The sequence below is a fragment of the Paractinoplanes ovalisporus genome (genome assembly GCF_016834655.1).
GTDB classification, from domain to species: domain Bacteria; phylum Actinomycetota; class Actinomycetes; order Mycobacteriales; family Micromonosporaceae; genus Actinoplanes; species Actinoplanes ovalisporus.
The window spans coordinates 376,777-388,606 of the sequence record NZ_JAENHP010000007.1; the positions used below are offsets into that span (position 1 = coordinate 376,777).

At 71.7% G+C, this 11,830-nt stretch carries 13 protein-coding genes; 5 read left to right on the forward strand and 8 right to left on the reverse strand.

The features are described 5' to 3' along the window. Positions 1 to 72 precede the first annotated feature (72 nt). Entirely contained in the window at positions 73 to 795 is a 723-nt protein-coding gene (locus JIG36_RS23920; protein ID WP_203378594.1) for an SDR family oxidoreductase, read from the reverse strand. 321 nt (positions 796 to 1,116) lie between these two features. On the opposite strand from JIG36_RS23920, the gene JIG36_RS23925 reads away from it, so the two are divergent. After that, positions 1,117 to 1,974, forward strand: coding sequence for a LysR family transcriptional regulator (locus tag JIG36_RS23925; RefSeq protein WP_438870751.1), 858 nt, complete (start codon positions 1,117 to 1,119; stop codon positions 1,972 to 1,974). 653 nt (positions 1,975 to 2,627) lie between these two features. Here the strand turns inward: JIG36_RS23925 and JIG36_RS23930 are convergent. From JIG36_RS23930 to JIG36_RS23945, 4 genes are all read right to left on the reverse strand, one after another. Continuing rightward, positions 2,628 to 3,392 (reverse strand): DeoR/GlpR family DNA-binding transcription regulator, encoded by a 765-nt coding sequence (locus JIG36_RS23930; RefSeq protein ID WP_203378595.1) that lies wholly within the window; start codon positions 3,390 to 3,392, stop codon positions 2,628 to 2,630. Positions 3,393 to 3,498: 106 nt separating this feature from the next. Next, the gene (locus tag JIG36_RS23935; RefSeq protein WP_203378596.1) at positions 3,499 to 4,248 is read right to left on the reverse strand and encodes an alpha/beta fold hydrolase; all 750 of its coding nucleotides are present in this window, start codon (positions 4,246 to 4,248) and stop codon (positions 3,499 to 3,501) included. A gap of 282 nt (positions 4,249 to 4,530) precedes the next feature. Continuing rightward, on the reverse strand, positions 4,531 to 5,352 hold the full coding sequence (locus JIG36_RS23940) for a sugar phosphate isomerase/epimerase family protein (protein ID WP_203378597.1): 822 nt from the start codon (positions 5,350 to 5,352) through the stop codon (positions 4,531 to 4,533). Then, positions 5,349 to 6,383 carry a Gfo/Idh/MocA family protein gene (locus tag JIG36_RS23945; protein ID WP_203378598.1) on the reverse strand — a complete coding sequence of 345 codons (1,035 nt, stop codon included), beginning with the start codon at positions 6,381 to 6,383 and terminating at the stop codon, positions 5,349 to 5,351. Before JIG36_RS23945 ends, JIG36_RS23940 begins: the two co-directional genes overlap by 4 nt. Positions 6,384 to 6,697: 314 nt before the next feature. Between JIG36_RS23945 and JIG36_RS23950 the strand changes: the two genes are divergently transcribed. Both JIG36_RS23950 and JIG36_RS23955 read left to right on the forward strand, forming a co-directional pair. Continuing rightward, entirely contained in the window at positions 6,698 to 7,030 is a 333-nt protein-coding gene (locus JIG36_RS23950; RefSeq protein WP_203378599.1) for a YciI family protein, read from the forward strand. A 50-nt stretch (positions 7,031 to 7,080) separates the two neighbouring features. Then, on the forward strand, positions 7,081 to 8,319 hold the full coding sequence (locus JIG36_RS23955; protein WP_203378686.1) for an RNA polymerase sigma factor: 1,239 nt from the start codon (positions 7,081 to 7,083) through the stop codon (positions 8,317 to 8,319). Positions 8,320 to 8,573: 254 nt separating this feature from the next. On the opposite strand, the gene JIG36_RS23960 is transcribed toward JIG36_RS23955, so the two are convergent. Continuing rightward, complete coding sequence (locus JIG36_RS23960) at positions 8,574 to 9,017, reverse strand: lamin tail domain-containing protein (RefSeq protein WP_203378600.1); 444 nt, start codon at positions 9,015 to 9,017, stop codon at positions 8,574 to 8,576. A gap of 189 nt (positions 9,018 to 9,206) precedes the next feature. Between JIG36_RS23960 and JIG36_RS23965 the strand changes: the two genes are divergently transcribed. Both JIG36_RS23965 and JIG36_RS23970 read left to right on the forward strand, forming a co-directional pair. Then, a complete protein-coding gene (locus JIG36_RS23965) occupies positions 9,207 to 9,785 on the forward strand; it encodes a dihydrofolate reductase family protein (RefSeq protein ID WP_203378601.1) in 579 nt (192 codons plus the stop codon). Positions 9,786 to 9,843: 58 nt separating this feature from the next. Beyond that, positions 9,844 to 10,611 carry a MerR family transcriptional regulator gene (locus JIG36_RS23970; protein ID WP_203378602.1) on the forward strand — a complete coding sequence of 256 codons (768 nt, stop codon included), beginning with the start codon at positions 9,844 to 9,846 and terminating at the stop codon, positions 10,609 to 10,611. On the opposite strand, the gene JIG36_RS23975 is transcribed toward JIG36_RS23970, so the two are convergent. Both JIG36_RS23975 and JIG36_RS23980 read right to left on the reverse strand, forming a co-directional pair. Beyond that, entirely contained in the window at positions 10,599 to 11,375 is a 777-nt protein-coding gene (locus JIG36_RS23975; protein WP_203378603.1) for an SDR family NAD(P)-dependent oxidoreductase, read from the reverse strand. The genes JIG36_RS23970 and JIG36_RS23975 overlap by 13 nt on opposite strands. Further along, positions 11,372 to 11,794, reverse strand: a complete 423-nt coding sequence (locus tag JIG36_RS23980; protein WP_203378604.1) for a VOC family protein — start codon at positions 11,792 to 11,794, stop codon at positions 11,372 to 11,374. The genes JIG36_RS23975 and JIG36_RS23980 overlap by 4 nt, the downstream gene beginning before the upstream one ends. Positions 11,795 to 11,830 lie beyond the last annotated feature (36 nt).

The following is an 11,830-nucleotide window of genomic DNA, read 5'->3' on the forward strand; positions in this document are numbered from 1 at the left end:
CGCCGAGACGAGCCACGAGGAAAGGCTGGCGGCGAGGAGAGGGCGCCCGGTAAGGCCGTCGGCGAGTTCAGGTCACCAGGGGATGACCCCCTCGTCGTTGGTGAAAGTGCCGGTCGGGCCGTCGTCGGGCAGGGTGGCCAGGTGGATCGGGGTGGCTGCGGCCTCGCGCACCGGGCGGCCCACGCCGCCGGTGAAGTCGGTTGCTATCAGGCCGGGGCAGGCGGCGTTGATCAGGATGCCGGTGCCGGCCAGCTGGCGCGCGTAGTGCACGGTGAGGGCGTTGAGGTAGGTCTTGGTCGGTGCGTAGGCCGCCATGATCGGGCCGACCTCGACGCCCGGGTCCGACTGCCAGGTCAGCGAGGCGACGCTGCTCGAGACGTTGACGATGCGAGGCGAGGCCGAACGCCGCAGCAGCGGCAGCATCGCGTTGGTGACCCGGATGACGCCGTAGACGTTGGTGTCCACCACCGCGCGCACCACGTCGAGGTCGAGGATGGTCGGGTCCTGGCCCCAATCGGGGCCGGTGGGACCGGAGATGCCGGCGTTGTTGACGAGAACGTCGAGGCGGTCGAGCTGCCCCGCGGCCTCGGCGACACTGCGGTCGCTGGTCACGTCGAGGGTGACGGCGAACGCATCCACCCCGGCCGTACGCAGCGTCTTGACGGCGGCCTCACCCCGCGCCCGGTCGCGCGCCCCGACCGCCACCCGGTAGCCCCGGGCGCCCAGCCCGGCCGCGATCTCGTATCCGAGTCCCTTGTTCGCGCCGGTGATCAGCGCGGTCTTCGTGTCGCTCATGACGCCGATGGTGACCCGGCGACGGCCCTGGCCCTTACACCGATCCGGTGGGCTGTGATACCTGCCGGGTATCGTCGACGGGTGGACCAGGTGGAGAGCCGACACGCGGACCGGGTGGAGAGTCGACGCGCGGACCGGGTGGGGAGTCGACGCGCGGACCGGGTGGGGAGTCGACGCGCGGACCGGGTGGGGAGTCGACGCGCGGAGTGAGCGGAGAGCTGACGCGCGGAGCGGGTGGAGAGCTGACGCGCGGAGCGGGTGAAGAGCTGACGCGCGGAGCGGGTGGAGAGCTGACGCGCGGACCAGGTGGGGAGTTGACGGATGGACCAGTTGGAGATCCGTGAGCTGCGGTATTTCGTCACGGTCGCCGAGGAGCTGCACTTCAGCCGGGCCGCCGAGCGCCTGGGCATGGCGCAGCCGCCGCTGTCGCGGGCGATCCAGCAGCTTGAGCGGCGGCTGGGTGTCACGCTGCTGGAACGCGACCGCCGGGGCGTCGCCCTGACCGACGCGGGCCGGGTGCTGCTCGACGAGGCCCGCGCGCTCCTCGACCACGCCGCCGCGGCCGCCCGCCGCACCCAGCGCGCCGCGACCTCGGCGAACAGCCTCACCCTGGCGACCAAGGCCGGCGCCAGCCACGAGCTGCTGCAGAAGCTGCTTGACGCGTACGCCGTCGAGCCCGCCGCCGCCTCGATCGACGTGGTCCTGTGCGGCATGTTCGAGCAGGCGCAGATGCTGCGGGACGGCCGAGCGGACGTGGCGCTGATGCAGCGGCCGTTCGATTCCTTCGCCGGGTTCGACACCGAGGATCTGCTGACCGAGCAACAGGTAGCCATCCTGCCCGCCACACATCCTCTGGCCGCGTGCGAGAAGCTGACCATGGCTGAGCTGGCCGATGTGCCAGGTCTGCCGGTGGCACGCTGGCCCGGCCAGGACGGCACCTACCCGGATGGCCCGGGTCCGGAGATCCGCGACCTGGCCCAGCTCGGCCAGCTGATCGCCCTCGGGCACACCGCAGCCGTGCTGTGCGCGTCGTCGCGATCCTGGTTGTGGAGCGCACACGCCACGGTCCCGGTGATCGACGCCCCGCACGTCACGACAGTGCTCGCGTGGCCGGCGCACAGCCGCTCCCAGACCGTCGCCGGCCTGGTCCGCACGGCGGCGAGCCTGTACCCCAAGTAGTGAAGGAGACCCGTCTGCGCGGGTCAAGCATGCCCCGGACGCGTGGAATGCGAGTCAGGCATGCCCCGCGCATAACAGATGCGGGCCAGGCATTCCCCGAGCGCAAGAGATGCGGACTAGGCATGCCATGGGCGGTGCAGGATGCGGGTCAAGCGTGCCTTGGGTGCGAGGGGTGCGGGTCGGGCATTGCCCAAGCGGTGCGGGATGCGGGTCGGGTATGCCGTGGTGGCGAGGGGTGCGGGTCGGGCATGCCCCAAGCGGTGCGGGATGCGGGTCGGGTATGCCGTGGGGGCGAGGGGTGCGGGTCGGGCATGCCGCGGGCGGTGCGGGATGCGGGTCGGGTATGCCGTGGTGGCGAGGGGTGCGGGTCGGGCATGCCGCGGGCGGTGCGGGATGCGGGTCGGGTATGCCGTGGGGGCGAGGGGTGCGGGTCGGGCATGCCGCGGGCGGTGCGGGATGCGGGTCGGGTATGCCGTGGGGGCGAGGGGTGCGGGTCGGGCATGCCGCGGGCGGTGCCGGATGCGGGTCGGGTATGCCGTGGGGGCGAGAGGTGCGGGTCGGGCATACCCCGGGCGGCGGAGGATGCGGGTCGGGCGTGCCCCGGGCGGTGCAGGATGCGGATCAGGCATGCCCCGGGCGGCGAGCGAGGTTGGTCAGCCGGCCACGCGCAGCTCGACCCCGTGCGCGTCGCACCAGCGGGCGGCGTCCTCGGTCACGCGCTCGGTGATGATGACGTCGACCCGGTCGAGTCCGCACACGGCCACGAAATCGGCCGCCCCGAACTTGCTGCTGTCCATCGGGGCCACCACCCGCCGGGCCCGGTCGATGACTGCCTGTTTGACCTGCGCCTCGGTCACGTCGGCGACGCTGATGCCGTCCGCGGTCAGGCCGCTGGCCCCGATGAACGCGACGTCGACCGTGAACCGGCCCAGGGTTTCGAGCGCGACCGGCCCGACCAGCGACCCGCCGAGCGGACGGACCGTGCCGCCCAGCAGCGTGTGCCGCAGCCCCTCCCGCCCGGCGACCGCGTGGGCCACCCCGAGCGCGTTGGTCAGGATGTTCAGGTCGAGCGGTTCCAGGCCCTCGGCGATTGCCTGCACCGTCGTTCCGGAGTCGAGGTAGACCGACTCGCCGCGGGCGATCTCCGCCCGGCACGCCTGCGCGATCTTCAGCTTGGCGTCGCGGTGCTGTCCGCTTCGGTCGTGCAGCGTCTGTTCGAGATGTGACTCGACCGCGATCGCGCCGCCGTGGGTGCGGCGCAGCAGCCGCCGGTTGTGCAGCTCGCTCAGGTCCTTGCGGATGGTCGGCTCGGTGACGCCCAGCATCTCAACGAGGTCGGACAGCCGGACCCGCCCCCGCGCCCGGACGGCGTCGACGATGCGCTGACGGCGCTCCTCGGCGAAAACCGGGCCGCTCATCCGGCCAGCGCCTTCGCCGCAGCGGCCCGTACGGCGTCGACGGTGCGCTGACGGCGCTCCTCGGCGAAAACCGGGCCTGTCTGCGGCATGGGCCGGAGTCTAGTGGTCATCCGGCCAAGGCCTTCGCGACCACGGCCCGTACGGCGTCCTGATGTTCGGTCGGATCGGGCAGCTTGGGCGGCACCATGATCAGCCGCGAGCCCGGGTTCCGCCGATGCAGCTCGCGGGCCAGCGACTCCGGATGCACCGGGTCGCCCGGAGCGGCCACGATCGTCAGATCAACCCCGGTTTCCCCGTACGGGAATGACAACGGCATCTGGTCCAGAACGCGCGCCCGTTCGACGGCGTAGGGGCGGTCGAACTGCCCCAGCAGCGACTGCGCCATCGCCGGCGCCTCGGCCGCGATCCGCTGATAGGAGTCCGTCCTGAGGAAGGCGTCGCGGTCGGGCAGCAGCCGCGCGATGGTCCGGAACACCTCGAGGTGCGCCGGCGGCTCATCCAGCCAGGACGGCCGCACGAGCACGAGCCGTTCGACGAGTTCGGGATGAGCGGCGGCCAACGCCTGGGCCACCCCCGCGCCCATCGAGACCCCGACGACCGGAACCGGCGAGGTCAGCAGCCCCGCGACCCGCTCGGCGAACGCCGCGAACGTGACCGGCTCGTCCGGCGTGAGGTCGGTGTCGCCGTGCCCGGGCAGGTCGGGCGCGATCCGGGTGGCCTCGAACGTGGACGGAAGCAGCCCCAGCGCCTGGGTCCGGTCGCCGCCGAGCCCGTGCAGCAGCAGGACCGGCCGCCCGCTACCGGCCAGCGTGTGGAAAAGCGGACCCAGGCGTCCGCGTGGGGGCTGATGCGTCATTGCGCGGCCCGCCGCAGCAGGTCGGCACCGGGGGGTTGAGGCGTCATTGCGAGGACCGCCGCGAAAGGTTGGCACCCGGGGGCTGCGGCGTCATTGCGAGGCCCGCCGCAAACAGGTCGGTACCCGGGGGCTGAGGCGTCATTGCGAGGCCCGCCGCAAACAGGTCGGTACCGGGGGACGGAGGCGTCACTGTGCGGCCCGCCGCAAACAGGTCGGTACCGGGGGACGGAGGCGTCACTGCGCGGCCCGCCGCAAACAGGTTGGCACCCGGGGGCCAGGGCGTCACTGCGCGGCCCACCGCAACAGGTCGGCCCGCACCCGCGGGGCGTCGGCCTCGGAGGCGTCCTGCACGATCAGCGGCACCGGCGCGATCCGGTTGAGCTGGGCCAGCACGGCCGGGTAGTTCATCAACCCGGCCCCGGCCGCCGAATAGCCCGCGGTCACGACGTCTTTGGCCTGTGCGCCGACCACACGGTCGCCGAGCAGGTCGACCGCCTCGCCCAGGATCTCGTTCTGGCGGCTCACCGTCTGCGGGGTGAGCAGGTTGGCCGGGTCGAGCACGATGCCGACCGGGGCGTCGTCGCCGAGTTCGGCGAGCAGCCGGGCCGCGGTGGGCGCGTCCCGGATCACGTTGCCCGGTTCGGGTTCGACCCCGAGCCGTACGCCCGCGCTCTCGGCCGCCTCCAGCAACGGATCCAGTGTCTTGCGTAGGTCGGTCCAGGCGTCCGGATCGGTGTTGCCGGGGTGGGCGCGCCACATGTTCTCCGGGTCGCGCGTGCCGGTGCACAGGGTCACCACGTCGGCGCCGAGGAGGGGCACCAGACCGATCAGCCGTACGGCCTCGGCGGTCTGCCGTTCCCGCAGCTCGACGTCGGGGTGGATGACGTTGAACGTGCCCGAGACGCTGGGAATGCCGATGCCGGCCGCGTCGAAAGACCGATGGACCTCGCCAAAACGATCGATGTCAAACGTCAGCGTGGGTAGGCCGATCGCGGCGAAGTTCCAGTGGGCGAGCCGATAGCCGGCGGCCCCGACCGCCCCGGCCACCTCGGCCGGCGTGTCACGGACGAACGTGCGGGCGAAGATGCCGAGCGAGAGGTTCACAGCTTCACCTCGGCGCCGCTCCCGACCGCTGCGGCGGTGGCCTCGATCAGCCGTACGGCGGAAAGCCCGTCCCGGACATCAGGCGTGACCGGCCCCTCGCCGCGGATCGCGCGCGCGAACGCCTCGATCTGCCGCTCGTAGGCGTCGCCGTCGGGCAGCACCGGCGTGACGGTCTCGCCGCCCGCGTAGGCCTGCACGGTCGAGGCGAGCCGGTAGAACGGGAACGGCGTGTCGACCCGGATCGAACCGGTGGCGCCGAAGACCTCGATGCCCTCGCTGGGCACGCCGGGCACGTCGACCGTGATGCCGACCGTGCCGATGGCGCCCGAGGCCATGGTCAGCAGGGCCTGCCAGTATTGGTCGCGGCCGTCCTGGCGGTGCTTGGCGATCACCGAGGCGACGTCGCCGAGCAGGTAGCGGACGGTGTCGAAGACGTGCGCGCCGTGCGTGGCCAGCAGGTAGCGCCGCCGGTCGGCCTTGAACGTGGCCTCGGCGCCGCGCGCGGCCTCGTCGGCGAAGACGGGCGGGAACAGCGTGGCCTCGATGCCGGGGCGCAGGTCGCCGATGCGGTACCAGGCGTTGAACGTACGGGCCGTTCCGAGTTTTCCGGTGACGAACCTGTGGGCGTACTCGAGGCCGGGGTCGTGTCGTTTCATGGCGCCGACCTGCAGCAGCCGGCCGGTCTGATCGACGAGGTCGGCCAGCGCCTCGGCCTCGCCCGAGTCGGCGGCCAGGGGCTTCTCGACCAGAACGTGCTTGCCCGCGCGCAGGGCCTCGGCGGCGATCGGGAAGTGGAACCGGTCGGGTGCGGCGACGATCACCGCCTCGACTCCGGGGTCGGCGAACACCTCGGCCTGACTGGTGTGCGCCGCCGGGACGCCGTAGCGGCGGGCGACGTCGGACGCCACCTGTCCGCTCGGGTCGGCCACCGCGACCAGCGTGACGCCGTCGGCCTTCTCGATCGCGGGCAGATGCGCCACCTGGGCGATCCGGCCGCATCCGATCAGGGCGATGCGTACGGGCTGGGCCATCTCGGTTCCTTCCGTCCGGGCCGAAACGAGCTGAACCGAAACGGTAACACGCCAAAACGAAGACAAACGAAAGCGACCTTTGCCCGTACGGGAAACCGGGTTTGATCTGCGGAACGAAACAGGGCGTCGGCGGCGGCTGCCGGATCGCGGCCGGGGCCTCGGCGGTGCGGATTTCTGGCGGGGGCTGCCCGATCGCGGCCGGGGTCTCGGTGGTTCGGATTTCTGGCGGCGGCTGTCGGATCGGGGCGAGGGCGTTCGTGGCAGAGGTGAGAGGCTGCCCGGAACGGTTGGCCGCGAGCAGGAGATGAGCCGAGATGCAGTATCTGGTTTCCGTGATCGACGACAAGTCCAACTCCGGCACCGAGGAGGAGATGGTGGCGATCGACGCGTTCAACGCGGGCGTGCAGGCGGCCGGCCACTGGGTCTTCGCCGGCGGGCTGGCCTCGCCCAGTACCGCCACCGTCATCGACAACCGCGACGGCCAGGCGTTGTTCACCGACGGGCCGTTCGTCGAAACGAAGGAGTACATGGCCGGGTTCTGGGTGTTCGAGGCGCCCGACCTCGATGTGGCGCTGCGGCTCGCGGCCGACGGCAGCCGGGCCTGCAACCGCCGGGTCGAGGTCCGCCCCTTCCTCGACCCCGCATGAGCGATTCCCGTACGACGATGGGCCGCGACGACGACGATTCCCCCGCGGCGATGAGCCTGGTCCAAGACGATTCCCGTACGGCGGTAAGCCGGGCCCACCGAGAGGAGTGGGCCCGGATCGTCGCGTCCCTGACCAGGCGTTACGGAGATCTCGACATCGCCGAGGAGGCCGCCGCCGAGGCGTTCGCGATCGCCGTCGAGAAGTGGCCGGAGGACGGGGTGCCGCCGAACCCGGGCGCCTGGCTGACCACGACCGCCAACCGCAAGGCCATCGACCGGATCCGCCGGGAGGGCAAGCGCGACGACAAGCACAAGGAGGCCCGGATGCTCCACGACGACACGCCGCTCGAGCCCCTGGGCGCCATCGAGGACGAGCGGCTGCGGCTGATCTTCACCTGCTGCCACCCGGCGCTGGCCCCCGAGACCCGGGTCGCGCTGACGCTGCGCATGGTCGGCGGCCTGACCGTGCCCGAGATCGCGCGCGCCTTCCTGGTGCGCGAGACCGCCATGGAACAGCGGATCACCCGGGCCAAAGCCAAGATCAAGGCGGCCCGCATCCCGTACCGGGTGCCGGCGGCGGAAGACCTTCCCGTACGCGTCGCCGGCGTCCTCGCCGTGCTCTTCCTGATCTTCAACGAGGGCTACCTGGCGACCGGCCCCGCCACCGATCCGGTGCGCCGCGATCTGACCGCCGAGGCGATCCGGCTGGCCCGGCTGATCCGCGCCCTGCTGCCCGGCGACGGCGAGGTGGCCGGGCTGCTGGCGTTGATGCTGCTCACCGAGGCCCGCCACGCCGCCCGTGTCTCGGCCACCGGCGAGCTGGTCACCCTGGACCGCCAGGACCGCGGATCGTGGGACCGGACCCTGATCGCCGAGGGCCACGCCCTCGTACGGGAACGCCTGGCCGCCGGCGAAGCGCCCGGCCGCTACCAGATCCTGGCCGCGATCAACGCCGTGCACACCGACGCGCGCGACGTCCGCGACACCGACTGGTCGCAGGTCGTCGCCCTCTACGACCAGCTCGTCCGGGTCGACCCGTCACCGATCGTCGCCCTCAACCGCGCGGTCGCGGTGGCCGAGATGGACGGCCCCGAGGTGGCGCTGGCCGCTGTCGACCGCCTCGCCGACCGGCTCTCCGCCTACCACGCGTTCCACGCGACCCGGGCCGACCTGCTGCGCCGCCTGGGCCGCAGCGCCGACTCCCGGGCCGCCTACGACCAGGCGATCGAGCTGGCCGGCAACACCGCCGAGATCGCGTATCTGACCCGCAGGCGCGACGAGCTGGGATAACACCGGCGTGCGCAGCCGGGGACAGTGCCGGCGCGCCCGAGCGCGGGGTGGGACCCGGGTGTTCGACGGGCGCGAGCCCGCCCCGCGCGGGGGAAGGCTGGATGGCGTCCGCATCCCGGAGAGGCAGGGACTGTCATGACCGGCGATGCCATCCGGCCCTTCACCGTGCGGTTTCCCGACGAGGCCGGGCTCGGTCGTCGAACTGCTCGACGCGGTCGGCCGAGGTGCGCGCCGCATTCCGGCCCCGGCGGTGATCAGCACCGGGTGGTGACGACCTTCTTCCAGGTGCAGGTGTCCATTGTCGCGCCGGACGGGCTGCGCAAAGTGGCGGTGTCGCCGGTGTTGTTCCAGATGTAGTTGCCCGAACCCCAGTAGAAATGACCCGCCGGCGAGCCCTGCGTGCCCTTACCGGTGTGCACGGTGAAAGTGCCCTTTCTGGGCAGCGTGATGGCGCCGAACTTGATGACTTTGCCGGCCGCGTCCTTGACCGACCAGTCCTTCAGGCTCACCGGCCGGTCCAGCTGGTTGGTGAGCTTGAAGTACTCCTGGTTGAGGCTCGTGTTGGTGCGGTTGTCGGTGCCGGGGGAGTCGACATAGACGTACGTGAAAAGAACCGGCTTGGTGACGGCCGATGCCGGCGCGGCGCCGAAACCGAGAACGGCGGCAACCACGGCCGGAGGAACGAGAAGTTTTCGCATCGGAATCCTTTGTGGTCGGAGGCGTCGGTGACCTTTGTAACGACGTGCGATGCCGGACGCCGTCGGGCGATCGGACCGTTGTGCCACCCGTCCGGCGCGCATTTCCCGCAGAAAGTTGCCGGCCCGTTGTCGGATGGCGCTATCCCCTTTCGTGGAGAAGGTGACAGACCCACCGAGAAAGGAACTGACATGACCGCCACCTACACCTGGGACGTCTTCTCCACGCTCGACGGCTACGGCTCCTACGCCGAGGGCGCCGACTGGGGCGGATATTGGAGCAAGCAGGGCCCCGAACTGCTCGCGCACCGCGCCGCCCTGTTCGACAGCGGCCCGCGGATGGTCTTCGGGGCCACCACTTTCCGCGAGACGGCCGAGATCATGGCCTCGGGCATCGATCCCAACGCGCTCGACGAGTGGAACGTCCGGACGCTGCGGGCGCCGGCGACGGTGATCTCCTCGACGCTCACGGACACCCTGGGCTGGCCCGACGCGACCATCGTGAGCGGGGACGCCGTCGACATCGTGAAGCGTCTCAAACAGGAGTCGGACGTTCCGCTGCGCTCGCAGGCCAGCCTGTCGCTGAACTGGGCGCTGATGGCCGCCGGCCTGGTCGACCGCCTGCAGGTGACGATCTTCCCGGTGATCTCCGGACGCACCGGGACCAGCCCGATCCTGGGCGGGGCGGGCGACTTCGACCTGGAGCTTCTGGAGAGCCGGACCCTCGACGGGCGCACCCAGGAACTGGTCTATCGGCCCACCCCGCGGTGAGGCCCCGGCCGCCGGCCCGGCTTGACTGTGACCCTGGGGCACGGTGTCGAATGTCCGGATGCGGATCAAGCTGGGGTGGAGCACCCGTGAGCTGGCCGAACTCGCCGGCACGAGCCTGAAGACGGTCCGGCACTACCACCGGATCGGCCTGCTGGAGGAGCCCGAGCGGGCGCCCAACGGATACAAGAACTACCGGATCCCGCACCTGATCCGGCTGCTGCGGATCCGCCGGCTCGTGGATCTGGGGGTGTCGCTGGCCGACATCGCCGTGATCGAGGAGTCGGACGAGGGCGCGGACCAGGTGTTCCGTGCCCTCGACGCCGAGCTGAAGGCGAGCATCGAACGCCAGCAGCGCATGCGCGAGGAGCTGGCCGCCATCCTGCAGCACCGCAAACTGGCCGACCTGCCCCCGGGGTTCGGTCAGGCGGCGGCCGAGCTGTCCGACACCGACCGCGCCTTCCTGCTGCTCTCCGAACGCATCTTCGAGCCGCAGATGATGGACACCCTGCGCGAGATCCACGACACGCCGCCCTCGGCGGAGGCCCGCGAGTTCACCGCCCTGACCGACGACGCCACCGACGAACAGCGCCGGAGCCTGGCCGAACGCTACGCGCCCGAGATCCGCCGCGAACGCGACCGCTACCCCGACCTGACCCACCTGGCCCGGGAGGGCGCCGCCGGAAAGGGCGACCAGCGCATGTGGTCGGTCGTCCTGCAGGGCATCGCCGAGATGCACAACGCCGCCCAGATCGACGTCCTCCAGCGGGTCAACGACATCATCGACCACGAGGACGGACCGGCCGGTGCTGGTGATCACCGCAGGTAGGAGGCTCCGTTCAGGTCGAGGACGGCGCCGGAGGACCAGCGCGCCTGCGGGGAACTGAGGTGCAGTACGGCCGCGGCGACCTCCTCGGGGGTGCCGACGCGGCCGAACGGGCTCTGGCCGAGCAGGCCGGCGCCCTCCGGGCCGTCGAGCGTGGCCTGCTGGCGGTCGGTGCTGATGAAACCGGGAGCAACCGACATGACGGCGATTCCGTACGGGGCCAGCGCGATCGCCATCGACTGGCCGAACGCGTGCAGGGCGGCCTTGGCGGCGCCGTACGCCGGGTAGTCGGGCTCGCCCCGGTAGGCGCCGCGCGAGCCGACGTTGACGATGCTGCCGGGCTCGCCGCGTTCGATCAGGTGCGAGGCGACGCCGTACGTGACGTTGGCCGCCCCGATCACGTCGACGTCGACCATCCGGCGCCAGGCGCGGTTCCAGTCCTCGTACGACGTGGTGGCGACGGGATGCCGGTTGCCGGGGCCGGGCGCGACGGCCGCGTTGTTGACCAGCACGTCGACGCCACCCAGATCCCGTACGGCGGTGTGCACCACCTCGCGGGCCGCGTCCGGATCGCCGAGGTCTCCACCCACCAGGATGTGCCCGTCGCCGGCCAGCGCCCGCAGCGTCTCCTCGGCGTCGGCCCGCGCCGTGGCGTAGTGGATCGCGACCCGGTCGCCCCGGGCGGCGAAGGCGGTCGCGATGGCCCGGCCGATGCCCCGCGAGGCGCCGGTGACCAGAACCCGCCTCGTCTCGCTCGTTGCGCTCACTTGGCGAACACCTGGGACTCGTCGCGGAACGCCTTGAACTCCAGCGCGTTGCCGGCCGGGTCGCGGAAGAACATCGTCCACTGCTCGCCGGCCTGTCCCGGGAAGCGCAGGTAGGGCTCGATCATGAAGGTGGTGCCGGCGTCACGCAGCCGAGCGGCCAGCGCGTGGAACTCGTCCGCGCCCAGCAGCAGGCCGAAGTGCGGGATCGGCACCTCGTGGGAGTCGACCTCGCTGTCTCCGGCGGGCCGGACCGGACCCGGCACGACGTGCGTGACCAGCTGGTGGCCGTGCAGGTTCCAGTCGACCCAGTGATCACTGGACCGCCCTTCGGCCAGCCCGAGCACACCGCCGTAGAAGGCGCGGGCGGCGGGCAGGTCGTCGACGGGGATGGCGAGGTGGACCGCGGGTCGGTTGCTCATGCACCGAGCTTGCCTGATCCGCACCGCCTGGCATCG